This window comes from Szabonella alba, assembly GCF_016765775.1.
Lineage (GTDB): Bacteria > Pseudomonadota > Alphaproteobacteria > Rhodobacterales > Rhodobacteraceae > Szabonella > Szabonella alba.
The window spans coordinates 507,837-531,064 of sequence record NZ_JAESVN010000003.1 but is presented as its reverse complement, the minus strand read 5'-3'; the positions used below and the strand labels follow the sequence as shown (position 1 = coordinate 531,064).

Genomic DNA, 23,228 nt, shown 5'->3' with positions numbered 1-23,228 from the left:
GCATCCGCAGCAAAGAAAAAGAAGGAGACAACACAGATCTTGACCCCTGCCTGACCCGAAATCCATACTCAAAGCCGGGTCAATTCTCGATGAAAAACCCGGGTCAGTTCTGGGTGAAAATCAACAGGTAAGTGATTTCAAGGCCTTGCAGGCGTCCCTCCACCGTCTCCATCGGGGATAGTTGCAGCCAGAAAAAACCAGGCCAGGCCGCAAGGCGGATGATCGTTTTTTCTGTCTAGAAATATCCTCGGGGGGAGGATTTGCGCTCTGCAAATCCGTGGGGGGCAGACGGCCCCCCGCGCTGGCGCAAGGGCGGCAGGGATCAGAACCGCTCGCCATCCTGCCAGGGTTTGACCAGATTGCCGAACCGGGTGAACCGCCCTTCGAAGCTGAGTTCGACCGAACCGATGGGGCCATGGCGCTGCTTGCCGATGATGACCTCGGCCTTGCCATGGACCTGCTCCATGATCGCCTGCCACGAGGCCATCTTTTCCAACTCGTGATCGCCGGGCTTCTCGCGTTCTTTGTAGTATTCATCACGGTAGACGAACATCACCACATCGGCATCCTGTTCGATCGACCCCGATTCCCGCAGGTCCGACAGTTGTGGGCGCTTGTCCTCGCGGCTTTCGACCTGACGCGACAGCTGCGACAGGGCGACCACGGGGATATTCAGTTCCTTCGCGATGGCTTTCAATCCTTGTGTGATTTCCGACACTTCCTGCACACGGCTTTCCTTGGACGAGCCTTTCAGAAGTTGCAGATAGTCGACCATCAGCACATCCAGCCCATGCGTGCGTTTCAGCCGCCGCGCGCGCGCCGCGACCTGACTGATCGGCAGGGCGGGCGTGTCGTCGATGTAAAGCGGGCAGGCCTCAAGGCTTTTGGCGGCATCGACGAAGCGGCGGAATTCGGCCTCGGTCATGTCGCCGCGGCGGATCTGTTCGCTTGGCACTTCAGATGCTTCCGACAGGATCCGCGCGGCCAGCTGTTCGGCGCTCATCTCAAGGCTGTAAAAGCCGACAACGCCGCCCTCGACCGCGCCTTCTGATCCGTCGGGCAGGCGGCCCCGCCGGTAAGCCTTGGCGATGTTGAAGGCGATATTCGTCGCCAGCGAGGTCTTGCCCATCGAGGGACGCCCGGCAAGGATCAGAAGGTCGGACGGGTGCAGCCCGCCCAGTTTGCGGTCCAGATCGGTCAGGCCGGTGGAAATCCCGGCCAGCCCGCCATCGCGCTGATAGGCGGCATTGGCGACATTCACCGCATCGGTCACGGCCTTGAGGAAGGACTGGAAACCGCGTTCGGCAACCCCCTGTTCGCCCAGCTTGTAAAGCCGCTGTTCGGCCTCGACGATCTGTTCTTTCGGTTCCGAGGCGACATCGACCTTGGCGGCCTTGGCCGAAATATCGCGCCCCAGCGCGATAAGCTCACGCCGGACCGCCAGATCATAGAGCATCTGGGCATAATCGCGGGCGGCAAAGGCCGAGATCGCCGCCCCCGCCAGACGCGCCAGATAGGCGGGTCCGCCCAACTCCTTCAGCCCCGGATCATCCTCAAGAAACGCCTTGAGCGTGACCGGCGAGGCCAGTGCGTTCTTCTGGATACGGGCCGCTGCGATCTCGAAGATGCGGGCATGGACCGGATCATAGAAATGTTCGGCCTTCACAAGGCTGGAGATACGATCATAGACATCATTATTGGTCAGGATCGCGCCCAGAAGCTGCTGTTCGGCCTCGATATTATGGGGCAGGGCCTCGGCTGTGGCCGCAGTCTCCGCCGTCGCACCGCCCTGGGTTGCGGGAAGCGCGCTGCGCAGGGGGGTGATCTCGGTCATGTCTGCCTCACTTCGGGAAGGTCTCTGGATGCCCGTTCGGGGTGCGTCGCGCAAGGCAGGGACAAGTCTGTGGAAAAGCCCCATCCCGGGCCGCGCCTTGGGGGAGGCCCCGTTTACACCCTACCATATCTGGTAGGGGCGCGCATCAATGCCGCGCGATCTGTGTCGCGAATCGGAGGTTTTCCCCAGAATGGCCGCGTCGGGCCGCGCGTGCCGGGCGGTTTTTGCGCCTTCCGGGCGGGCGCTCAGGCGGGTTTCCGCGCGTCCTGCCAGGCGCGGGGGGAAGTCAGGAAGGCCTCCACCTCACGCAGGGTCTCGGCCTCGAAGGCGCCCGAGGCGCGCGCCTCGGTCAGAACGTCCCACCAGGTGCACAGATGATGCAGCCGCACGCCATGGGCGGCCAGACGATCGGTGGTTTCGGGGAAGATGTCGTAATAGAAGATCACCGCGGTATCGGCGCAAACCGCGCCGGTTTCCCGGATCGCATCGACGAAAGACAGTTTCGATCCGCCATCGGTGGTCAAATCCTCGACCAGCAGCACGCGCTGGCCCTCGGTCATCGCGCCCTCGATCCGGGCATTGCGCCCGTAGCCCTTGGGTTTCTTGCGCACATAGGTCATGGGCAGGGCCAGACGTTCGGCCATCAATGCTGCGAAGGGAATACCCGCCGTCTCTCCGCCCGCGATATTGTCGAAGGCCTCAAACCCCGCATTGCGCATCACCGTCACGGCCATGAAATCCATCAGGGTGGACCGGATGCGCGGATAGGAAATCAGCTTGCGGCAGTCGATATAGGTCGGCGAGGGCAGGCCCGAGGCCAGCGTGAAGGGTTCGGCCGCATTGAAATGCACCGCCTTGATTTCCAGCAACATCCGTGCGGTCAGGCGGGCGATTTCGGTGGCGGGCGGATAGCTGGAGGGGATCATCGCATTTCCTTTTGGGGCGGGCGTGTTTTCACCTTGGGCCAAGTCCCTCTGCCAAAGGCTCCTGCGGCCTCTGCCGGACGCTCCGCGGGAGGTATCTGGACCAAGGTGACCATGCGGTCAGGATTCGACATGCCAATGGACGGTAAAGCCGGGATCGAACACCGTTACCGGCCCGGCCTCGGTCAGGATCTTGTCGGGCCAGGTGGCGGCGTCGCCCTTGCGTAGCGTCATGCGTGTCTCATTCGGCGGCAGACGATAGAAGGCGGGGCCGTTCAGCGAGGTGAAGGCCTCCAGCCGGTCCAGCGCGCCCTCTTCCTCAAAGACATGGGCGAGCAGGGCCATCGTATTGGTCGCGGTGAAACAGCCCGCGCAGCCGCAGGCATGTTCCTTCAGGGCATCGACATGCGGCGCGCTGTCGGTGCCAAGGAAAAAGCGCCCTTCGCCGGATGTGGCCGCGTCGCGCAAGGCAAGGCGGTGCTTTTCGCGTTTGGCGACCGGCAGGCAATAGTAATGCGGCTTGATCCCGCCAACGAGGAGATGGTTACGGTTGAGGATCAGGTGATGAGTCGTGATCGTGGCCGCCAGATCGGGGCCGCCGGAACGGGCATAGGCCACGCCTTGGGCCGTCGTGAGATGTTCCATCACGACACGCAGGCCCGGGGTGGCGCGGCGCAAGGGATCCAGCACCGTGTCGATGAACACGGCCTCACGGTCGAAGATATCGACCTCGGGCGTCGTTACCTCGCCATGCACGCAAAGCGGCAGACCGATTTCGGCCATGCGTTCCAGCACCGGGCGCACGCGATCCAGATTGCGCACGCCGCCATGGCTGTTGGTGGTGGCCCCCGCAGGATACAGTTTCACCGCCTTGACCAGGCCCGAGGCGGCGGCATCGGCCACATCCTGCGGATCGGTGCCTTCGGTCAGATAAAGCGTCATCAGGGGCTCGAACCGCATCCCATCGGGCAGGGCGGCCATGATCCGGGCGCGATAGGCGACAGCATCGGCGCCGGTCACCACTGGCGGTACCAGATTGGGCATGATGATGGCACGGGCGAAATGGCGCGCGGTTTCGGGCAGGACACCTTTGAGCATGGCGCCATCGCGCAGATGCAGGTGCCAGTCATCGGGGCGGCGGATCGAGATTTGCTGGGTCATGTCATGGCGCTAGCCGATCACGCGGCGATTCTCCAGTCCGAAACGCAAGCGGATCCCTGCCGGGAGCAGGGGGGGGGGCGGATTTGCGTTTCGCCACAGGCGCGGTTTATGCTGCGCGAAATCCTTGCCGGAGGCCCGTTCCCTATGCGCCCGATCCCCTTCCTGCTGCTTGCGACCGCATCCACCCTTGGCATCGCCACCGCCGCGCACGCCGATTGCGACAATGCCTATATGCAGGCCGAAATCACCCTCTGTCTGGAGGAGGAGCGGGCCCGGGCCGATGCGCGCCTGAATGAGGTCTATGCCGAGGCCATGACGGCATTGCGCGCGATGGATGCGGCCCTGTCCCCCGAAGATCGCGGCGCCGAAATGGCCCTGCGCGCGGCGCAGCGAAACTGGATCATCTTCCGCGATACGGCCTGTGAAGCCGAAGGATATCTGATGCGCGGCGGCAGCGGTGAGACGATGGTGGTCGTCGGCTGTCAGGCGCGGCTGACCGAGGCGCGCATCGCCGATCTGGAAATCCTGACCGAGACGCGCTGACCGGTTCTGACCGTCTGCGCCCCTGTCCGGCAGCGGCGTGGCGATCCGATGCAGCAGAGGCGGCGGTATGTCAGGATGATGCGTGGATCATATTCTTGCCCGTGTTGTTCTTGACTGTGGTGTCCGTCCCATCGGTCGCGCTGTTCGCTGATGATGCAGGCGCGTCCCGCTCTGATCTTTTCGGAAGCAGCCCCCTTGCCTCAAGATCCTTCAGATGGCGGCGGAAGCTGGGCGCTTTCATCCGCGCGATGACCCAGCGGCAGATTGCGGCCTCGCGCCGGTGATGCCCGGCCCGGGCGCAGCACTGCAGAAGATTGCGCAGATAGCGCGGCGTATCGCGCCGCTTGCGCCAGAGCCGGGCAAAACCGCCGGGCGCAAGTCCGCCCGCCATCGCAAGGGTCAGGATCTCGGGCAGGATGCCCATGGCCTGCAGGTCGCTTTCAGTTTCGCCGCCCAGATGCGGCAGGCGCAGCGGCGTGACATGCGGCCCGCGATACAGTGCTGCATGCATCGCGTCTTCCCGCTGCAGCGGGTCGAACAGCAGATGGACCTGTGCTGCCCCCGCAACCATATCGGGCCCATAGCCGTAGCGGGTGGTGAAATCGAGCCGCCGCAGGGCCCGGTGGCGCTGGTCCCAGCCCGCCTGACGCGGATCCAGTGTCGCGCAGGGATCGAGCGCCAGAACCTGCGCGCCCGGGGCGGCAACTGAAAAGGCACAGGCGGCATGGGCGGCGGCCCCGGCGCCGAAGAACAGCACTCGGTCGAAGCCGCCGAAGAAATCCTCATCCACCAGCCGGTCGAAATAGCGATAGACATTGGCGCTGCGATAGCGGTCCGGCCCCTCGACGATCACGCTCAGATGCGACCAGCCGCGCCGGGTGGCCAGCGCAAAGGCGGGCGGCATCTGGCCGGCGGATCCGGCAGTGATGGTTTCCAGCGCGTCGAAGGTGACCAGCAGATCGCCGCCATCTTCATTGAACAGGGCCCAATGACGGGGGCCAAGCGTCTCGAATCCGCCGCCTTCCTCACCCATGCCGCGCAACAGGGTCAGCCAGTCGTCACGATCCAGCGCCGCTGCGGGCGGCGGCGTGGTTTCGGTGCTGATTTCCATGTCATCGCTGGGCATTGGTCAGTCCTGAGACGTCCGGAAATGTCCCGGATGATGTTACTGTCTCAATGTCGCGTGGCGATGCTGGGCTGACAAGTGGGCAGGAAAGTGAATTCGGCGTGTAGTTTGCGAACAGTCCGGCGGCACTGTTTCCGCGCATATCCTCTCGCATGAATGCAGAGGTCGTTAATCGCGTAAAGGTTGTATTTGATGGAGATTTGCCCCAGCCCTTGTTTTGGTACCGACCCGATCCGCAAGATAATGCATTGGATCGGGGCGGCAAGGCGCGCCTCAGGCCGTGGGTGCGCCGCCGAATTTCGATCCGACCCAGGAGGTCGCCCGCTGGCCCATCGAACGGAACTTGTCCGAGACCTTGGCCAGCCGCGCCTCCCATTCCGGGTCGGGGGTCTGGCCCTTGGTGACCTTGAAAAAGACCTGCAACATGCAGGCAATCGCGAAAGGTTCGATCAGGGCTGCCTTCACCGCCCAGGCAAAGACCAGCGCGAAGACCAGCCCGCCCGCCGACCAGGCACCGGGGATCAGCCAGACCACCGCTGCCGCCGGGGCCAGCATCAACAGAAAGACGAGGAAGGAGAGGCCATAGACGATGGCCGTCAGCCAGGCCGCGTTGATCAGCATCGGCTTCGCGTTCTGCCCGTAAAGCACCAGCGCCTCACGCGCGCTGTCCCAGGGGTTTTCGGCCTTGGTGCGGATCGCGTGGGCCAGGATCACCTCATCCACCAGCCCGACCGCCAGCCGCAGATAGGCCCGCAGCACGCCCATGGCCCGGTCCATTCCGGGAACGAAGGCAAGGATGCCCTGCACCAGACCGGTCACCGCCGCAATCACGCCCTTGATGACCTGATCCAGCGCGAACAGCAGCGACGCCTGACCAAAGCGCTGTTTCACCACCGAGGCGGCATAGTCGATCTGGCCGCGCCCGCCGGGAATGGTGCCGCCTTCCATCAGTTCGACCATCACCGCGATATGGCCCGCCTTGACGACATAAAGCAGGTAATCGCGGAAAAAGAAGATGACCCCCGCCGTGATCCCGAAGCCGCCGATCCCGCCATAGAAGGTCGAGGAAATGCGAAACTCCTCATCCCCGAAATTGCCGATGCCCCAGCCCAGCCCGGCCCCGGTGCCGGTGGCAAGGATCAGCGCGACGGTGATGCCGAAATAGACGACAACCCGGAATATCAGGAAAGGCGCAGTGCGCCGCATGAGGCCAAGCGCCTCGGAAACTGAAAAATCCCACATCGTGAAAACCCCCTGTCAGTTTTAATGCGTGACATAAGGTCATGCCGGTTTGTTTCATGCAACCCTTGTGCGGGTCATAACCCTGCACTTGCCGGGAATTGCCGCATTGCGCATTGTCGGACGGCAAGGATGAAAGGGGCAGGGATGGAACAGGGCGGCGTGTCCTTCTGGTGGGCCGATCTGGACGGCTTGCCCACGCGGCGCGCACCGCTGGCGGGCGATTACACGGCGGACATCTGTATCATCGGGGCGGGCTATACCGGGCTCTGGACCGCCCATGCGCTGCAGGCCTGCAACCCGGATCTGCGCATCCTGATTCTTGAGGCGGAATTTGCGGGTTTCGGCGCCTCGGGGCGCAATGGCGGCTGGCTGACCGGCGGGTTTGCCTGGTCGCATGACCGCTATCTGACCACGGGAAGTGCGGCGGATGTCCGTGCCATGGTGCGCGCGCTGGCGGGCACGGTGGATGCGGTGATTGCCACCGCTGAACAGGGCGGCTTTTCCCAAGGCATCCGGCGCTGTGAGGAACTGGTGGTTGCGACCAACCCTGCGCAACTGGCGCGGATGCGCGACGAGATCGCCCATCGTCGCCACTGGGGTGAGGAGATCTGCGAACTGGATGCCACTGAGGCCACTGCAAGGGTTGCTGTTCCGGGCGTGTTGGGGGCGATGGCAGTGCCGGGCGTGGCGCGGATCCATCCGGCCCGGCTGGTGCAGGGGCTGGCGCGGCTGGTGGAAAACGGGGGGGCTGTGATCGCCGAACAGACCCGGGCGTTGCGCATCCTTCCGGGACGGGTGGATACCGCCCGGGGTACGGTGACCGCCCCGGTGATCCTGCGCTGCACCGAAGGCTTTACCGCAGGGCTTCCGGGCCATCGCCGCGACTGGCTGCCGCTGAATTCGGCGCAGATCGTCACCGCGCCGCTTTCCCTCGCGCAATGGTCGAAGATCGGTTGGCAAGATTATGAAATACTTGGTGATTTTGCGCATCTTTACTGCTATTGTCAGCGAACTGAGGATGGCCGCATCGCGGTCGGCGCACGCGGCACGCCTTATCGTTTTGCCAGCCGCCGCGATGTCGACGGGCGCCCCGATGCCGCCACGATCCGCCGCCTGACATCCGTGCTGCACCGGCATTTTCCCAGTCTGCAGGATCATCCGGTTGATCACGCATGGTGCGGAACGCTGGGTGTGCCCCGCGACTGGTGCGCGACGGTGGGCTTTGATCCGGCCACGGGCATCGGCCATGCGGGGGGCTATGTGGGCGTCGGGGTCTCGACCTCGAACCTTGCGGGCCGCACCTTGGCCGATCTGGCCTTGGGGCGGCAGACGGCGCTGACCCAGCTTCCTTGGGTGAATCGCCCCCTGCGCCGGTGGGAGCCCGAACCGCTGCGCTGGCTGGGCGTGCGCGGCATGTATGCGCTGCTGGCACTGGCCGACCGGCATGAGGCGCGGCCGGGGTCCGGACCCTCGCATTTGGCAAAAATCGGATACCGTCTTGCAGGGCGTTGATTTGTTTAATTTTTCCTGAATTATCATCGGACAATCCTGGCATTGACTGACCAGACAATAAAAACATGTGACAGAACGTCGCCAGAGTGTCACAAATTCCTGTCACATGCTCATCAGGCACAAGGCCTGACCGTCCGGAATTCAAATTCCCGGGAAGCGGAACATGGCAGGACAGCCACGGATATTCATTGACGGGAGTTTACAGATGAAGACCACCACCCTGCTTGCCACCAGCGCCAGCCTGACGGCACTTCTGGCCGCCGGAAGCGCCTCGGCGCAATCGGCCGAACTGATCGAGGCCGCCAAGGCCGAGGGCATGCTGACCACCATCGCCCTGCCGCATGACTGGTGCGGCTATGGCGACATTATCGCCGCCTTCAAGGCCAAATACCCCGAGATCACCGTCAACGAACTGAACCCTGATGCGGGGTCGGCCGATGAGATCGAGGCGGTGAAGGCCAACCAGAACAACAAGGGCCCGCAGGCGCCGGACGTTCTGGATGTCGGCCTGTCCTTCGGACCCTCCGCACAGGCCGAAAACCTGCTGCAGCCCCACAAGGTTGCCGTCTGGGACCAGATCCCCGACGGGCTGAAGGATCCCGAAGGCCATTGGGTCGGCGCCTATTACGGTGTCATGGGCTTTGTCGTGAACAAGGACATGGTTGAGAATGTTCCGCAGGACTGGGCAGACCTTCTCAAGCCCGAATATGCGGGCATGGTGGCGCTGGCGGGCGATCCGCGCGCCTCGAATCAGGCGATCCTCGGCGTTCTGGCCGCAGGCATGGCCATGGGCGGCGCTGCCGGTCAGGAAGCGGGCGAGAAGGGTCTGGATTTCTTCAAGCAGCTGAATGATGCGGGCAATTTTGTCCCGGTGATCGGCAAGGCCGGCACGCTGGCGCAAGGCACGACCCCGATCATCATCGCCTGGGACTATAACGGGCTGAACTGGGGCAAGGGCCTGAACGGCAACCCGCCGGTCGAGGTGGTGATCCCGAAATCGGCGGCCCTTGCGGGCGTCTATGTGCAGGCGGTCAGCGCCTATGCGCCGCAGCCCAATGCGGGCAAGCTGTGGATGGAGCATATCTTCTCGGACGAAGGCCAGCTTGGCTATATCAAGGGTGGTTGCCAGACCGCGCGCTTCACCGAACTGGTCGAGGCGGGCAAGGTTCCGCAGGACGTGCTGGATGCGATGCCCCCGGCCGATGCCTATGCCAATGCCTATTTCCCGACCGTCGCCGAGGTAGAGGCCAATAATGCCGCCGTCACCGGTGGCTGGGATGCGACCGTGGGCGCCAACGTCGAGTAAGGCCGCGCTGCCATCGCCCCGCCCCGGCCGATGCGCCGGGGCGGGGCCCGTCTTTGGGGTCCTGCCGTTCAGGCAGGGCTGGTCGTGACAGGGAATTTCATGGCTTCGAAATCAAGGCGCCTGCCTTTCAACGCGGCATGGCTGGGGCTTTTGCCCTTCACCGCCTTTGCCGTTCTGTTTCTGATCCTGCCGACGATGAAGATCGTCATCGGCGCTTTTCAGGGGCAGGAGGGCGGATTCACATTGCAGAATTTTGTCGATCTCAACACCGCGTCGAACCGCAATGCCTATTGGACCTCGATCAAGCTGTCCTTCGTCACGGCGCTTCTGGGCTGTGCGGTGGGCTTCGGCATGGCGGCGGCGGTGGTGTTCGGGGGCCTGCCCAAGGGCCTGCGCAACCCGCTGATCACCTTTTCCGGGGTTGCGTCTAATTTCGCGGGCGTGCCGCTGGCCTTTGCCTTCATCGCGACATTGGGTCCGGTCGGCCTGATCACCGTCTGGCTGCGCAGTGAATTCGGCATCAATCTGCGGGCGATGGGGTTCAACCTTCTGTCCTATTGGGGCCTTGTCATCACCTATCTGTTCTTCCAGATCCCGCTGATGATCCTCATCATCACCCCGGCGCTGGACGGGCTGAAACGCGAATGGCGTGAGGCGGCCGAGGTGCTGGGCGCCACGGGCGCGCAATACTGGCGCATGGTGGCGCTGCCGATCCTGTTTCCCTCGATCCTTGGCACGTTTGCGCTGCTTTTTGCCAATGCCTTTGGCGCGGTGGCGACCGCCTTTGCCCTGACGGGGCCGCAGTTGAACATCGTGCCGATCAAGCTGTTCGCGCAGATCCGGGGGGATGTGCTGGGCAATCCCAATCTGGGCTATGCGCTGGCCTTCGGGATGATCGTCATCACTGCGGCGGCAAACATCCTGTATATCTGGCTGCGGGTGCGGTCGGAAAGGTGGCTGAAATGATGCGCTTCCTTGCCTGGACCGTGTTTCTGCTGGGATGTTTCTATTTCCTGATGCCGCTGGTCGGCATGGCCGAATTCTCGCTGCGGATGCGGCGGGGGGAATATTCGCTGGATGCCTATGCGGTGGTCTTTGCCGATCCGCGGTTCTGGGCGACCTTCGGCTATTCGCTGAAACTGGCGGGGGCGACGATCCTGTTCGGCGTGCTGCTGGTTGTGCCGACCGCCTATTGGGTGCGGCTGAAACTGCCGCAGGCGCGCCCCTTTGTGGAATTCGTCACATTGCTGCCGCTGGTGATCCCGGCCATCGTGATCGTCTTCGGCTATATCCGGCTTTACAACACCTCGTCCTGGCTGCCGATGACGGGTTCGGCCCTTGGCACCGATATCCTGCTGACCATGGGCTATGCGACGCTGGCACTGCCCTATATGTATCGAGCCGTCGATACCGGGCTGCGCACCATCGATGTCGGAACGCTGACCGAGGCGGCGCAAAGCCTTGGCGCCGGATGGATCACGATTCTGGCGCGGATCATCCTGCCCAATGTCATGGTGGCGGTGCTGTCGGGGGCTTTCCTGACGCTGGCCATCGTGATGGGCGAATTCACCATGGCGGCCCTTCTGAACCGTCCCGCCTTCGGGCCGTTCATGCAGTTGATCGGCGCGAACCGCGCCTATGAACCCCCGGCGCTGGCGGTGATCGCCTTCGCGCTGACCTGGGGCTGCATGGGGTTGATGCAACTGGCCACGCGCCTTGCCAAACATGAAAGGGCCAAGGCCTGATGTCCTATCTGACGCTCAACCATCTGGAAAAATCCTTTGGCGCCAATCATGTCGTCAAGGATTTCAACCTTGATATCGACAAGGGCGAGTTTGTGTCCTTTCTCGGCCCCTCGGGCTGTGGCAAGACGACCGTGCTGCGCATGGTCGCGGGGTTTGAGATGCCCAGTTCGGGCAGTATCGTGATCGAAGGTCAGGATGTGACCGGGCTGCGCGCCAATGCCCGCAATATCGGCATGATGTTTCAGGCCTATGCGCTGTTTCCCAACCTGACCGTGGCCGAGAATGTGGCCTTCGGGCTGCGCGTCAAGGGCGTCGCCCGGGCCGAGCGGGATGCCCGTGTGGCAGAAATGCTGGCCCTGATCGGCCTGCCCGATCTGGGCGCGCGCTATCCGTTCCAGCTTTCGGGGGGCCAGCAGCAGCGTGTGGCACTGGCCCGCGCGCTGGCCCCGCGACCGCGCGTTCTGCTGCTGGATGAACCGCTGTCGGCGCTGGATGCCAAGGTCCGCGTCTCACTGCGCAATGAGATCCGCGCGATTCAGCAGGATCTGGGCATCACCACCATTTTTGTCACCCATGATCAGGAAGAGGCGCTGTCCATTTCCGACCGGATCGTGGTGATGAATGGCGGTGTCGCCGATCAGGTGGGCACGCCGTTTGAGGTTTACAACAAACCCTCCAGCGCCTTCGTGGCGAATTTCGTCGGCACGCTGAACCTGTTTCGCGGCGTGCTTGAGGTTCCGGCCTCGGGCGTGGTGCGGCTGGGGGAGGTGCTGGTGAAACTGGGGCGGGCGGTGGACCGGCCGCGCGGTGCTGCGGTCACGCTGGCCCTGCGCCCCGAGGCGGTGCATCTGGGCCGCGATCCGGCCCGGGAGGTCACGCTGCCCGCCCGCATTGACCAGGTGCATTTTCTGGGTTCGGTCATCCGGATCCGGGTCGGGGCTGCGGGAACGCAGGTCAATCTGGACACGTTCAACCGTCCCGATACGCCGCCGCCGCCGGTCGGATCGCAGACCGAGATCAGCGCCGCTGCCGCAGATTTCATCCTTCTGGAGGAGTAAGTCTGCCACAGCGCCCGGGTTGGGCGGTCGGGTCATCCATCGCTTGTTGCCGTGACCGCACAACTGTGGCAGAACCGATTTTGAAAAAACCAGACCGACGAGTTCAGCTATGACCGACTATTCCTCGCGCCGGACGATGATGGTGGACACGCAGGTGCGCCCCTCGGATGTCACAAAGTTTCCGATCATTGAATCGATGCTGGCGGTCCCGCGTGAGGCTTACGTTCCCGATGCGCAGCGCGAGACGGCCTATATGGGCGAGAATCTGGACCTTGCCCCCGGGCGCGTGATTCTGGAGCCGCGCAGCTTTGCCAAACTGCTGGATGCGATGGATCTGCGCCCCGGGGAACTGGTGCTGGATCTGGGTTGTGGTCTTGGCTATTCGGCGGCAGTCGTGGCACGGATGGTCGATGCGGTCATCGCGCTTGAGGAAGATGCCGACATGGCCGCCGAGGCCGAGCGTCGCCTTGCCGCAGGCGGGGTCGACAATGCCGCGGTTGTGACCGGCCCGCTGACAGAAGGGGCTGCCAAACATGGCCCCTATGATGCCATTCTTGTCGAAGGCGCGGTTGAGACAGTGCCGCAGGCGCTGCTGGATCAACTGGCCGATGGCGGGCGGATCGGCTGCATCTTCATGGAAGGGCGGCTTGGCGTGGCCCGGATCGGATTGCGCAGCGCGCAGGGGATCTCCTGGCGCGATGCGTTCAACGCGGCGGCCCCGGTGCTGCCGGGTTTTGCGAAGGTTGCGGAATTCACGCTCTGATATCAAGGCCGGCGATAACGGCAGGTCGATCAGGCGCAGGAAAGGGCAGGATATGCGGGTATTGAAGCGGGCCTTGACCGTGACGGCGGTTGCGGTTGCCCTGTTCGGCGGCCAGATGGCCAGCGCCGAGACGCTGGCGGATGCGCTGATCGCGGCCTATCGGAATTCGGATCTTCTGGACCAGAACCGCGCCGTGCTGCGGGCTGCGGATGAGGATGTCGCGCAAGCCGTCTCCAGCCTGCGCCCGATCATTGCCCTGCGGGCCGGAGCCACCCATACGAATGAAAGTGGCGGGGGCCTGAATGACGGGCTTGCCGCATCGCTGTCGCTGTCGGCGGAACTGACGCTACTGGATTTCGGGCGCAACGCCGCCGCGATCCGTGCGGCCGAGGCAGGCGTTCTGGCAACCCGTCAGGCGCTGGTTGGCGTTGAACAGGATGTGCTTCTGGCCGCCGTGTCCTCCTATGTGAATGTGCGTCTGACACAGGATGCGGTGTCCTTGCGTCAGGCGAACATGCGTCTGATCACGCAGGAATTGCGCGCCGCGCGCGACCGGTTCGAAGTGGGTGAGATCACCCGCACCGATGTGTCCATCGCCGAGGCGCGGCTGGCCTCTGCCCGGTCCGCGCTGGCCGAGGCCGAGGGCGATCTGGCCATCGCGCGTGAGAATTACCGCCTTGCCGTCGGCAATTCGCCGGGACAGCTGGCGCCCATGCCGCGCCCGCCCGCGATCCCGGCAAGTGTGGATGAGGCCCGCGCCATTGCGCTGCGCACCCATCCCTCGATCCGGCAGTTGCAGCAACAGGTCGCGGTTTCCGAGGCCAATGTCGACCGGGCCAAGGCCGATATGGGGCCTACCCTGTCGGCCAGCGCCGCAATCAATGACCGCGCCGGAAGCTCTGATTCGCAAAGCTTCGGCCTGACGCTGAACCAGACGCTTTATTCCGGCGGGCGCAATTCCTCGCTGTATCGCCAGTCCATGGCGCGGCGGGATTCGACCCGGGCGCAATTGCATCGTCAGGGTGCGGTGATCTCGCAGGCGGTGGGGGAGGCGTGGTCGAACCTTTCGGTTGCGCGCGCCAGCATCTCGGCCAGCGATGAGCAGATCCGCGCCGCCCAGACCGCCTATGAGGGTGTGCGGGAAGAGGCGCGGCTGGGGTCGCGCACCACGCTGGACGTGCTGAATGCCGAACAGGAATTGCTGAACGCCCGCACCACGCGGCTTTCGGCCGACGCGCTGCGCGATACCGGCACCTATACCCTGCTGTCGCGCATGGGACTGCTGACAGTCGAGCATCTGAAGCTTGGCATCCCGACCCATGACCCCGAGGCCTATTACCGCGCGGTGCGCAATGCGCCGGCGACATCGACGCAGGGCAAGCGGCTGGACCGGGTGATGAAATCCATCGGCAAGACCCGGAACTGACGCGTCGCTTTGGGCCGCATTCCGCGCAATCCGTGTCTTTGCGCGGATTTCGTTGACCGCACCCGTGCCAATTCTTGTCACCGGGGCCGGGGGCGGATTAGACTGGGCCCGAGGGGCAAAGGGCAGAGAACATGTCAGAACCGATGAGTTCAGGCGAGATCGAGGATGTCTTGTCCTCTATCCGTAGGCTGGTTTCCGAAGACCTGCGACCCGCGGAACCCCGCATGGGCGCGGCGGCGGGAACGGAAGGGGCCGATGCGGCACGCGCTGCTATGGCTCTTGCCGAGGATGACAAGCTGATCCTGACGCCCGCTTTGCGGATTGTTGAGGATGCCGAGCCTGCGCGCCCGCCGGAAGAGGCCGCGCGGCCTTTTGAAGCGGCCCCTCCCGCCGCGCCGGGGCCTGCGCAACCCGCCAGCAACGAAGGCAGGGCGCCCGACGCTGCAGCCGCAGATGAAGGGCCGGTGCTGTCCTTCACCTCGGTCCGCGCCAGCCCGCTGACGCTGGATGCAAGCCAGCGGAGTGATGTGACCGAAGGGTCACCCGGGCCGCGACCCGCAGATCCGGCATCCGCGCCGATAACAGCGGGGGTGACGCAGCCGCCTGTGGCGGGGCTGGGCGCGGTCCTGTCCTCCATCGGATCTGCCGTCGATCAGAACCGGGAAGAATGGGAATCGGAAACCGGGGATAGCGGTTTCGGCAGTTTCGCATGGAAGCGGCCCGAATGGGGCAGCGATATCGCCTCGCCCATGCCGGATGCGCCGCTGGTGGAAGCCGATAACGGGCTTTCCCCGACCGAGGCCGAAGCCGCCGAGGCCGCCGCCCGGGCCGAGATCGAAGCCGCAGAACGGGCGGAATCCGAGGATGAAACACGGCAGCAGCAGGCCGGGACAGCGCGCGCGGAACGGGATCGTGGTGCAGAGCACCGGGCATGGTTCGGGGGATCAGAGGATGACGACGGCCCGGATGGCGCAGACGACGCCATTGGCGCCGCCGGTCCGCATTATGACGAGGCATTGCTGCGCGATCTGGTCCGCGACATCATCCGCGAAGAGCTGAGCGGCACCCTGGGAGAGCGCATCACCCGCAATGTCCGCAAGCTGGTCCGGGCCGAGATCGCCCGCGCCCTGACCTCGCGCGATTTCAACTGATCTGTTTCGACCGGGCAGGGTGCATGGATCGCAAGGCAGGCCCTGCGGCCTGAGTTGTGCACCCCGTGTCGTTGGAACTGCCAGCGCGGTCTTGTGGCGTAAGTCGAAGGCCTAGGTGCTGCGCATCGCCCCAAGTTTCGTACACAGCAGGATGGACATACCGGGCTTCGCCCTCTTGGTAGGACATCACAAGCCGACCCTGCCGGGGCATGGCGCGACCGCCGATGTGACAGGCAGCCGATATGGCAAGGCAGCAGCCTGCAAAAGCCAAACGCGCCCCGGAAGAGGCGCGCTCAACTGGCTTGCAAAGACAGAAGGATCTCAGGCTGCTTCGGCCTGTTCCAGCGCATTGCGGCGCTCGGATTCCTCACGCGACAATGCGACCGAGGTGCGCACGCCTTTCGAGACGAATTCCATCAGCCCCTTGACCACCCGCTCATTCGGGTCGATCCCGGCGCAGGACAGAACCTCGCGCCCGTCGCGCGACCGCGCCCAGCGGGCAATCTGGTCGGGACCATTGCCATATTTCTTATCATCGGCGATCGCGTCGTCCAGAGCTGCCAGCACGACTGCTGCAAACAGCTTGCGCGCGCGCTGCCCCTGTTCAAAGTTGAACGCTGTACCATCAACGAAATCGACCATCTCGCCGTCCTATTCTTGCTCTTGCGTTTTCTGACGTCCGCGCACTATGACGATTTATCTGCGATTCGTCATTTCCAGTTTGGAATGACTGCCATGCGTCTAGTGCATGGCTTATCGGAGCGATCACAGCATTTCGTGGTAGTCACGGCCTGTTCTTACGTAGATCTAGGGGTCTGGGGCTGATCTTCAAGCTGTTGTCAGGAAATTGCCATATTCCGGGCGAGTCCCTGCTGCCGCAGGCGATGGGGGCACGGTGGCCGAATTATTCTATCCTGGGTTGTCAGGTGGGGGCGTTTCTTGGCCTAGACGACTCAACCCGCGTGGGTTTTCATGGTTCGCCTGAAATTCGGGCAGATCCTGCCTGCATCTCGCCCTTTGCCTGATCGAAGCGCAGATAGGCCAGTGCGGCATCCCCCGATTGCGTGCCAAGGCGCCCCACAACCTTGTCCCCGGCGGTGATCTCGGTGCCGGGCGGGGCCGCGCCCTCGATGCGCACCCGGGCCAGCCCTTTGCGCAACTCGGTCTTGTGCTTCATCCGCGCGGTGACCTCTTGCCCGACATAGCAGCCCTTGCGGAAATCGACGCCATGCAGCCGGTCAAAGCCCATCTCAAGGATGTAGCTGTCATCGGGCACAAGTTCGATCCCGGTCTCGGGGATCAGATGCGCCACGCGGATCGCGTCCCAGTCGATACCGGCCGCATCGGTCGCATCGGGGGCGTAGTGGCGCCAGCCAAGGGCGGGATGGCGCGGATCGGGCAGTGCGCCGGCGGGCGCATCCCCCAGACCGCGCCCGACCGACAGTCCTGATGCCGCAAAGGCGACATCGGCGCGCAGCCGGTACATGTTCAACCGTTTCAGCACCCCTTCGGCCACTGTGGCGGGCAGGTCCAGCAAAAGCGCCGCGCCGGTCTGTACCACGAAGAAATCTGCCAGATATTTGCCCTGCGGTGTCAGCAGCGCGGTCCAGACGATGCCGGGGCCGCGCGACAACGGCAGCAGGTCATTGGTGACCATATCCTGCAGGAAGTTCAGCGCATCGGTGCCGGTCACTTCGGCCAGATGACGTTCGGGCAGGGCGGCAGGGGTGAGGGCGGCAGTCATGGCATTCTCCTGTATCGCCCCAATATAGGGGGCGGGGGTCAGGACTGAAACTGCAGCTTGCACAGATCGGCATAAAGGCCGGAGCGGGCCAGCAGGTCATCATGCGTTCCCTGATCCACAACGCGCCCGCGATCCATCACCACAATCAGATCGGCATCGCGGATTGTGGCCAGCCGATGTGCAATCACCAGCGTCGTGCGCCCTTGCGAAAGCCGGGCAAGCGCGGAGGAGACCAGCGCCTCGGATTGCGCGTCCAGCGCGCTTGTCGCCTCATCCAGCAACAGAACCGGCGCGCGGGCCAGAAGGGCGCGGGCAATGGCCACGCGCTGGCGCTGACCACCCGACAGGGCCGAACCGCGCGGCCCGGCGGCGGTGTCCAGCCCCTTGGGCAGGGCGCGCAGGAATTCCGCAACATGGGCGGCTTCAAGTGCGGCCTCCAGATCCTGCGGCGTGACCTCGCGGCCCAGCACGATATTTTCACGGATCGTTTCGTCGAACAGCGCCGAATCCTGCGACACGACGGCAAATTGCGCGCGCAGATCCGCCAGCGGCAACGTCGCGATATCGGTTCCGTCCAGCGTGATCCGGCCCAAGACCGGTTCGGCCATGCCGGTCAGCAGCGAAAACACCGTGCTTTTGCCCGCGCCCGAGGCGCCGACCAGCGCGGTCATGCGTCCCGCAGGCGCGGTGAAATCCAGACCGTCCAGCACCGGCCCGCCACCCTCATAGGCGAAATGCACATCCTGCAGCCGGATCGCGGGGGCCGCGCCGGCATCGGGCAGGCGGCCGGTCGCGGCGGGGCGGGGCGCGGGTTCGGTGTCGAACAGCCGGAACAACCGTTCCAGACTGGCCGCCGCGATCTGCCAATAGCCCGCGACATCGCCCAGCCGCCGGATCGGCTGAAATGTCAGCGCCATGGCCGAGAAGAAGGCCATGAAATCCCCCACGGTCCGCGACCCATCCATGATCTGCGGTCCGGCCAGCATGAGAACGGCAAAGAATCCGATCCCGGTAATCACGTCGATCAGCGCCGGAATAGTCGAGCGCCCGGCCATTGTGCGGATTTCCCAGCGCAGGATGCGCGACAGGATCTGCTCAAAGCGGCTGGCCTGATACTCTTCCATGCGGTTGAGCTTCACCGCGTTGATGCCGTGAAAGATCTCGTCCAGCCGGGTGGCGCGCAGACCCGCCTCATTGCGCATCAGGGCGGTCTTGCGACGGATATAGCGCTGCACCACCAGCGCGGGCAGGATCAGCAATGGCGCGCCGACCAGGGCGGCCAAGGTCCAGACCGGATCAATCGCCAGCGCCACCGTGAACAGCCCCACCAGCGCCACCGCATCGCGCCCGACCCCGGTGATGAAAACCGACCACACGCCCTGCACGGCCAAAGTGTCGCCCTGAACCCGTTCGATCAGCGCCCCGGGCGGGTTGCGCTGGAAAAAGCCCGCATCCAGCGTCAGGATATGGCGCAGCAGATCGGCCTGCATCCGCGCCGAGGATTTCTGCGCGATGCTGGTCATCAGCGTCTTGGAGGTGATCGAGGTCACCGCGCGGACCAGAAACAGGCCCAGAATTGCAGCGCCCACCCAGACCAGTGCGCCGCCGTCGCCCGCGGCGAAAACCCGGTCGAACAGCGGCTTGATCATCCAGGACAGCGCGCCGAGGGTCGAGCCTTCGATCACCATGATGCCAAAGGCCAACGCCATCAGCCCGCGATAGCGGTGCAGCCATCCCGACCAGAGCCGCCCGAAGAGGCGGGTCGAGCGATAGGGGTTGGTCTTGCGGTCTGCGTCCAACATGCGGGCCTTCCCTGAAGCCTGCCCGGTGTAGCCCGGAATGCCGCCCCCCTCAAGCCGGGGGCTACGGGGCTGCGGCAAGGGAGAGAACCGGGGCCGGGGCGGGGGGGCCGGGGAGACCGCAGGAGACCGGATTGCGCGGCCCTGCTGCCGCATTGCACAGGTGCCGCAGCAGCCCGGCCACAAGCCCGCATTGACGAAGTCTGCGGGCGGGCGTAGCCAAGCCTTGCAACATGTCGGAGCCCCCTCGATGCCGCCTTCCGTTTCCCTTGCCCATGGCCGCCCCTATCTGGCCATTCCCGGACCTTCGGTCATGCCCGACCGGGTACTGAATGCGATGCATCGCGCCTCGCCCAATATCTATGCGGGCGATCTGATCGAGCAGGTTGCAGGGCTTTGGCCCCGCCTGCGCGCGGTTGCGGGCACGGCGGCGCATGTCGCGCTGTATATCGTCAACGGCCATGGTGCCTGGGAGGCGGCCAATGCCAACCTGTTCAGCCGGGGCGACCGTGCGCTGGTGCTGGCGGTCGGGCGCTTCGGCAATGGCTGGGCCGAAAGCGCGCGCGCGGTGGGGGTGGAGGTCGATCTCCTGGATTTCGGCAAATCCTCGCCGGTCGATATGGCCCGGGTCGAGGCGGCACTTCGGGCTGACAAGGACCACCGCATCAAGGCGCTGATGACCTGTCATGTCGATACATCCAGTTCGATCCGCACCGATATTCTTGCGCTAAGGCGCCTGCTGGACGATCTGGGCCATCCGGCCCTGCTGGCCGTTGATTGCATTGCCAGCCTTGGCTGCGACGAATACCGCATGGATGACTGGGGCGTGGACATGACTGTGGCCGCCAGCCAGAAGGGGTTGATGACCCCGCCGGGGCTGGGCTTCATCTGGTTTTCGGAAAAGGCGCGGGAACGCTGCAAGACCAGCGATCTGCGCACGCCCTATTGGGACTGGACGCCGCGCGCCCTTGGCACCGAATTCTGGCAGCATTTCTGCGGCACCGCGCCGACGCATCATCTGTTCGCGCTGTTCGAGGCGCTGACCATGATCGAGGAGGAGGGGCTGGACAATATCTGGGCGCGGCATCGGGCGCTGGCGGGGGCGGTCTGGGCGGCCTTTGACGCATGGGGTGCGGGGAACCCCGCCATTGCGCTGAATGTCGCCAATCCGGCGCATCGCGGTTCGGCGGTCACGGCGGCGCGGATCGGCGGGCGCGATGCCACCCGCCTGCGCGAATGGTGTGAGCATGAGGCTGGCGTGACGCTGGGCATCGGTCTTGGCATGGCGGCCCCGACCGATCCGGCATGGCACGGCTTTCTGCGCGTGGCGCATATGGGCCATGTGAACGCCCATATGACGATGGGGGTTCTGGGCGTGATGGAGGCGGGGCTGACCGCACTGGACATCCCCCACGGCCCCGGCGCGCTGGACGCGGCGGCGCGCGCGCTTCTGGGCTAGGGCGATGGCGACGTTTCAATCCCCGGCCCATGTGGCCTATGATGTCGTCATCATCGGTGGCGCAATGCTGGGCTCTGCCACCGCCTTCTGGCTGACGCGGGATCCCGGCTTTGCCGGGCGGGTGCTGGTTGTCGAACGCGATCCCAGCTATGAATTCGCCGCGACCAGCCACAGCAATTCCTGCATCCGGCAGCAATATTCCACCGAACTGAATGTGCGCATCTCGCAATTTGGCGCAGAATTCGTCCAGGACCTGCCGCGTTTCATGGGTCCGGATGAGCGGCTGCCAAAGCTGCGGATCCGGAATTTCGGCTATCTCTACCTTGCGGCCACCGAGGCCGGGGCCGAGGTGCTGCGCGACAATCAGGCGATGCAGGCGCGGCTGGGGGCGGGCACCAGGCTGCTGACGCCCACAGAGATCGCCGCCGAATATCCGTTCATCGAGGTCGATGACCTGCTTCTCGGATCACTCAATACCCGGGATGAGGGGTATTTTGACGGCATCACCGTGTTCGACTGGTTCCGCCGCAAGGCGAGGGAGGGCGGCGTCGAATATGTCGCGAATGAGGTTGTCGCGATCAACCGGGCCGGTGGCGTGGTGAACTCGGTAGCGCTGGCAACGGGTGAGGTGATTTCCTGCGGGCAGGTGGTGAATGCGGCAGGAACCCGTGGCGGCGCTGTCGCGGCGATGGCGGGGCTTTCAATCCCGGTCGCACCGCGCAAGCGCTTCACCTGGATCATCAGCACCGCGACACCGCTGGCGCGGGATCTGCCGCTGACCGTCGACCCGTCGGGTGTGCATATGCGTCAGGACGGCAAGTCCACCTATATGATCGGGGGGCATGCCGATCATGACCCCGATGTGGACCCCGATGATTTCGACATGGATCACGCGATCTGGATGGACAAGATCTGGCCCGCCATCGCGACCCGCATCCCGGCCTTTGAAGCGGTGCGCGTGCTGCGCGAATGGGTGGGGCATTACGATTACAACCGCTTTGACCGCAACGCGATCACCGGGCCGCATCCGGAACTGCCGAACTTCATCTTTCTGAACGGGTTTTCCGGCCATGGGCTGCAACAATCCCCGGCGATGGGGCGTGCGGTGGCCGAATGGCTGGTCCATGGCGGCTATCGCAGTCTGGACATGACGCCTTTCCATATCGACCGGCTGATCGCGGGCCGTCCCTATGTGGAACGGGCAATCATCTGACACTTCGGCCAGCCGTCAGCTAAAAGGCCCGAGGTGATCCCCGGGCCTTTTGGCTTCAGGTCGGACCGGTCAGAACCCGGCCTTGATATTCTCGAATTCCTGCAGCATCCGGTCGCGCATCGCATTGTCGATCGGCACCTGCGCCAGCAGGGTGCTGTCGACCGGCGACACATCGGCGGCGACAAGATCCTCGGCCGGGATGGTGGCAAGCGCCGCGTCATTGGCATGGGCATAGCCGAAGCCATCGACCAGACCACGGGCGGAACCGTGATCCATCCAGGCATTGATGAAATCATAGGCCTTGTCTTCGGAACCGGGCGAGTCCTTGACGTTCACATAGCCGCAGAACCAGCTTGAGGCGCCCTCGGCCGCGTCGCGCTTGAAGCCGACGGGGAAGCCCTCTTCGCGCATCAGCGCGATGGAATCGTTCCATGACCAGGCGACCTGCACCTGCCCGCCTGCCATCAGTTGCGACAGTTCCGACGGGTCGGCCCAATAGGCCACGACATTCGGATGCGCCGCGCGCAGCCATGTCGCCGCCGCCTGGAACTGGTCCTCGGTCACATCCGACCAGTCCGAAACGCCGGTGGCCAGCAGTGCCAGCGCCCAGACATCATCGGTATTGTCGGGCAGTGAGATGCGCCCGGCATATTTCGGATCGTGGAACACCTGAAGGCTGGCGATATCCTCTTCCGGGACCGCCTCGGTGTTATAGGCGATGGCGGTATAGGCGTAATCCGTCGGGATATACCAGACCGTGTCGCCATCGACGAAGATCTCGGAATCCTTGAAACGCTCGGCGATATTGCCCCATTCGGGGATGCGCGACACGTCCCAGGGTTCGATCAGCCCGGCATCGCGGTATTTCGACACCATCTGCGAGCAGGGATGCACGACATCGGCGCGAAAGCCCGAAGCGACCTTTTGGAAGGCCTCGTCATCATCGCCGAAGAAGGTATAGGTCGGCATCTGGCCGTGTTTTTCGACATAACCGGCGATCAGCGATTCATCCTCAAACCCGGCCCAGTCGAAGACGATCAGTTCAGGATCGGCGGCCTGGGCGGCAAAGGGCAGGGCCAGCGCAAGCGCGCAGCCGGTCAGGAGTCTGGTTCTGGTTTTCATCTTGGCTCCTCATCTGTTGGGTCGTTCGGTCTTGTGACGGAAGGCGCGGTTCTATGGGGCGCCTGCCGCTCCGGGAATGAGGCTAGGCGAGGGTGAGGGAC

20 protein-coding genes are annotated in these 23,228 nt (G+C 64.2%); 11 read left to right on the top strand and 9 right to left on the bottom strand.

The genetic code is table 11. The annotated features are described in order from the left end of the window. Positions 1 to 322: 322 nt before the first annotated feature. The 3 genes from JL811_RS10155 to pyrC all read right to left on the bottom strand — a co-directional run bounded on the left by JL811_RS10155 (position 323) and on the right by pyrC (position 3,918). Entirely contained in the window at positions 323 to 1,834 is a 1,512-nt protein-coding gene (locus tag JL811_RS10155; RefSeq protein ID WP_237684898.1) for a replicative DNA helicase, read from the bottom strand. Between the two features lie 245 nt (positions 1,835 to 2,079). After that, positions 2,080 to 2,760 carry an orotate phosphoribosyltransferase gene (locus JL811_RS10150; RefSeq protein WP_202688487.1) on the bottom strand — a complete coding sequence of 227 codons (681 nt, stop codon included), beginning with the start codon at positions 2,758 to 2,760 and terminating at the stop codon, positions 2,080 to 2,082. 117 nt (positions 2,761 to 2,877) lie between these two features. After that, on the bottom strand, positions 2,878 to 3,918 hold the full coding sequence (gene pyrC / locus JL811_RS10145; protein WP_202688486.1) for a dihydroorotase: 1,041 nt from the start codon (positions 3,916 to 3,918) through the stop codon (positions 2,878 to 2,880). A gap of 108 nt (positions 3,919 to 4,026) precedes the next feature. On the opposite strand from pyrC, the gene JL811_RS10140 reads away from it, so the two are divergent. Further along, positions 4,027 to 4,461 (top strand): lysozyme inhibitor LprI family protein, encoded by a 435-nt coding sequence (locus tag JL811_RS10140; RefSeq protein WP_237684897.1) that lies wholly within the window; start codon positions 4,027 to 4,029, stop codon positions 4,459 to 4,461. Between the two features lie 70 nt (positions 4,462 to 4,531). Here the strand turns inward: JL811_RS10140 and JL811_RS10135 are convergent, their stop codons facing one another. Next, complete coding sequence (locus JL811_RS10135; protein ID WP_202688485.1) at positions 4,532 to 5,587, bottom strand: phosphoadenosine phosphosulfate reductase; 1,056 nt, start codon at positions 5,585 to 5,587, stop codon at positions 4,532 to 4,534. 273 nt (positions 5,588 to 5,860) lie between these two features. After that, positions 5,861 to 6,829, bottom strand: a complete 969-nt coding sequence (locus JL811_RS10130) for a hypothetical protein (protein ID WP_202688484.1) — start codon at positions 6,827 to 6,829, stop codon at positions 5,861 to 5,863. A gap of 129 nt (positions 6,830 to 6,958) precedes the next feature. Here JL811_RS10130 and JL811_RS10125 point away from each other — a divergent pair, with 129 nt between their 5' ends. The 8 genes from JL811_RS10125 to JL811_RS10090 all read left to right on the top strand — a co-directional run bounded on the left by JL811_RS10125 (position 6,959) and on the right by JL811_RS10090 (position 15,790). Further along, positions 6,959 to 8,341 (top strand): NAD(P)/FAD-dependent oxidoreductase, encoded by a 1,383-nt coding sequence (locus JL811_RS10125; protein ID WP_202688483.1) that lies wholly within the window; start codon positions 6,959 to 6,961, stop codon positions 8,339 to 8,341. 205 nt (positions 8,342 to 8,546) lie between these two features. Further along, positions 8,547 to 9,647, top strand: a complete 1,101-nt coding sequence (locus JL811_RS10120; RefSeq protein WP_202688482.1) for an ABC transporter substrate-binding protein — start codon at positions 8,547 to 8,549, stop codon at positions 9,645 to 9,647. Positions 9,648 to 9,746: 99 nt separating this feature from the next. Beyond that, positions 9,747 to 10,613, top strand: coding sequence for an ABC transporter permease (locus JL811_RS10115; RefSeq protein WP_202688481.1), 867 nt, complete (start codon positions 9,747 to 9,749; stop codon positions 10,611 to 10,613). Further along, positions 10,610 to 11,392, top strand: a complete 783-nt coding sequence (locus JL811_RS10110; protein WP_202688480.1) for an ABC transporter permease — start codon at positions 10,610 to 10,612, stop codon at positions 11,390 to 11,392. The genes JL811_RS10115 and JL811_RS10110 overlap by 4 nt, the downstream gene beginning before the upstream one ends. Continuing rightward, positions 11,392 to 12,450, top strand: a complete 1,059-nt coding sequence (locus tag JL811_RS10105) for an ABC transporter ATP-binding protein (protein WP_202688479.1) — start codon at positions 11,392 to 11,394, stop codon at positions 12,448 to 12,450. Before JL811_RS10110 ends, JL811_RS10105 begins: the two co-directional genes overlap by 1 nt. A 109-nt stretch (positions 12,451 to 12,559) precedes the next feature. Next, entirely contained in the window at positions 12,560 to 13,213 is a 654-nt protein-coding gene (locus tag JL811_RS10100) for a protein-L-isoaspartate O-methyltransferase family protein (RefSeq protein WP_202688478.1), read from the top strand. A gap of 52 nt (positions 13,214 to 13,265) precedes the next feature. After that, positions 13,266 to 14,639 carry a TolC family outer membrane protein gene (locus JL811_RS10095; RefSeq protein ID WP_202688477.1) on the top strand — a complete coding sequence of 458 codons (1,374 nt, stop codon included), beginning with the start codon at positions 13,266 to 13,268 and terminating at the stop codon, positions 14,637 to 14,639. A gap of 131 nt (positions 14,640 to 14,770) precedes the next feature. Further along, positions 14,771 to 15,790, top strand: a complete 1,020-nt coding sequence (locus JL811_RS10090) for a hypothetical protein (protein ID WP_202688476.1) — start codon at positions 14,771 to 14,773, stop codon at positions 15,788 to 15,790. A 321-nt stretch (positions 15,791 to 16,111) separates the two neighbouring features. Here JL811_RS10090 and JL811_RS10085 read toward each other — a convergent pair whose 3' ends face one another. The 3 genes from JL811_RS10085 to JL811_RS10075 form a co-directional block, all read right to left on the bottom strand. After that, positions 16,112 to 16,432 (bottom strand): DUF6280 family protein, encoded by a 321-nt coding sequence (locus JL811_RS10085; RefSeq protein ID WP_202688475.1) that lies wholly within the window; start codon positions 16,430 to 16,432, stop codon positions 16,112 to 16,114. Positions 16,433 to 16,760: 328 nt separating this feature from the next. Then, positions 16,761 to 17,534, bottom strand: coding sequence for a CAF17-like 4Fe-4S cluster assembly/insertion protein YgfZ (gene ygfZ / locus JL811_RS10080; protein ID WP_202688474.1), 774 nt, complete (start codon positions 17,532 to 17,534; stop codon positions 16,761 to 16,763). 38 nt (positions 17,535 to 17,572) lie between these two features. Then, positions 17,573 to 19,336, bottom strand: coding sequence for an ABC transporter ATP-binding protein (locus JL811_RS10075; protein ID WP_202688473.1), 1,764 nt, complete (start codon positions 19,334 to 19,336; stop codon positions 17,573 to 17,575). Between the two features lie 247 nt (positions 19,337 to 19,583). Here JL811_RS10075 and JL811_RS10070 point away from each other — a divergent pair, with 247 nt between their 5' ends. Next, positions 19,584 to 20,792: a pyridoxal-phosphate-dependent aminotransferase family protein gene (locus JL811_RS10070; RefSeq protein WP_202688472.1), complete on the top strand. Its 1,209-nt coding sequence runs from the start codon at positions 19,584 to 19,586 to the stop codon at positions 20,790 to 20,792. 4 nt (positions 20,793 to 20,796) lie between these two features. Next, complete coding sequence (locus tag JL811_RS10065; protein ID WP_202688471.1) at positions 20,797 to 22,005, top strand: NAD(P)/FAD-dependent oxidoreductase; 1,209 nt, start codon at positions 20,797 to 20,799, stop codon at positions 22,003 to 22,005. Between the two features lie 69 nt (positions 22,006 to 22,074). Here JL811_RS10065 and JL811_RS10060 read toward each other — a convergent pair whose 3' ends face one another. Continuing rightward, on the bottom strand, positions 22,075 to 23,127 hold the full coding sequence (locus JL811_RS10060) for an extracellular solute-binding protein (RefSeq protein WP_202688470.1): 1,053 nt from the start codon (positions 23,125 to 23,127) through the stop codon (positions 22,075 to 22,077). Positions 23,128 to 23,228 lie beyond the last annotated feature (101 nt).

What these genes read in the sequence shown, in the direction of transcription:
- ygfZ (WP_202688474.1), bottom strand. Translation starts at nt 17,534, where the DNA reads ATGACTGCCGCCCTCACCCCTGCCGCCCTGCCCGAACGTCATCTGGCC.
- pyrC (WP_202688486.1), bottom strand. Translation starts at nt 3,918, where the DNA reads ATGACCCAGCAAATCTCGATCCGCCGCCCCGATGACTGGCACCTGCAT.
- JL811_RS10115 (WP_202688481.1), top strand. Translation starts at nt 9,747, where the DNA reads ATGGCTTCGAAATCAAGGCGCCTGCCTTTCAACGCGGCATGGCTGGGG.
- JL811_RS10120 (WP_202688482.1), top strand. Translation starts at nt 8,547, where the DNA reads ATGAAGACCACCACCCTGCTTGCCACCAGCGCCAGCCTGACGGCACTT.
- JL811_RS10130 (WP_202688484.1), bottom strand. Translation starts at nt 6,829, where the DNA reads ATGTGGGATTTTTCAGTTTCCGAGGCGCTTGGCCTCATGCGGCGCACT.
- JL811_RS10110 (WP_202688480.1), top strand. Translation starts at nt 10,610, where the DNA reads ATGATGCGCTTCCTTGCCTGGACCGTGTTTCTGCTGGGATGTTTCTAT.
- JL811_RS10125 (WP_202688483.1), top strand. Translation starts at nt 6,959, where the DNA reads ATGAAAGGGGCAGGGATGGAACAGGGCGGCGTGTCCTTCTGGTGGGCC.
- JL811_RS10075 (WP_202688473.1), bottom strand. Translation starts at nt 19,336, where the DNA reads ATGTTGGACGCAGACCGCAAGACCAACCCCTATCGCTCGACCCGCCTC.
- JL811_RS10065 (WP_202688471.1), top strand. Translation starts at nt 20,797, where the DNA reads ATGGCGACGTTTCAATCCCCGGCCCATGTGGCCTATGATGTCGTCATC.
- JL811_RS10095 (WP_202688477.1), top strand. Translation starts at nt 13,266, where the DNA reads ATGCGGGTATTGAAGCGGGCCTTGACCGTGACGGCGGTTGCGGTTGCC.
- JL811_RS10085 (WP_202688475.1), bottom strand. Translation starts at nt 16,432, where the DNA reads ATGGTCGATTTCGTTGATGGTACAGCGTTCAACTTTGAACAGGGGCAG.
- JL811_RS10155 (WP_237684898.1), bottom strand. Translation starts at nt 1,834, where the DNA reads ATGACCGAGATCACCCCCCTGCGCAGCGCGCTTCCCGCAACCCAGGGC.
- JL811_RS10140 (WP_237684897.1), top strand. Translation starts at nt 4,027, where the DNA reads ATGCTGCGCGAAATCCTTGCCGGAGGCCCGTTCCCTATGCGCCCGATC.
- JL811_RS10105 (WP_202688479.1), top strand. Translation starts at nt 11,392, where the DNA reads ATGTCCTATCTGACGCTCAACCATCTGGAAAAATCCTTTGGCGCCAAT.
- JL811_RS10090 (WP_202688476.1), top strand. Translation starts at nt 14,771, where the DNA reads ATGTCAGAACCGATGAGTTCAGGCGAGATCGAGGATGTCTTGTCCTCT.
- JL811_RS10135 (WP_202688485.1), bottom strand. Translation starts at nt 5,587, where the DNA reads ATGCCCAGCGATGACATGGAAATCAGCACCGAAACCACGCCGCCGCCC.
- JL811_RS10100 (WP_202688478.1), top strand. Translation starts at nt 12,560, where the DNA reads ATGACCGACTATTCCTCGCGCCGGACGATGATGGTGGACACGCAGGTG.
- JL811_RS10070 (WP_202688472.1), top strand. Translation starts at nt 19,584, where the DNA reads ATGCCGCCTTCCGTTTCCCTTGCCCATGGCCGCCCCTATCTGGCCATT.
- JL811_RS10060 (WP_202688470.1), bottom strand. Translation starts at nt 23,127, where the DNA reads ATGAAAACCAGAACCAGACTCCTGACCGGCTGCGCGCTTGCGCTGGCC.
- JL811_RS10150 (WP_202688487.1), bottom strand. Translation starts at nt 2,760, where the DNA reads ATGATCCCCTCCAGCTATCCGCCCGCCACCGAAATCGCCCGCCTGACC.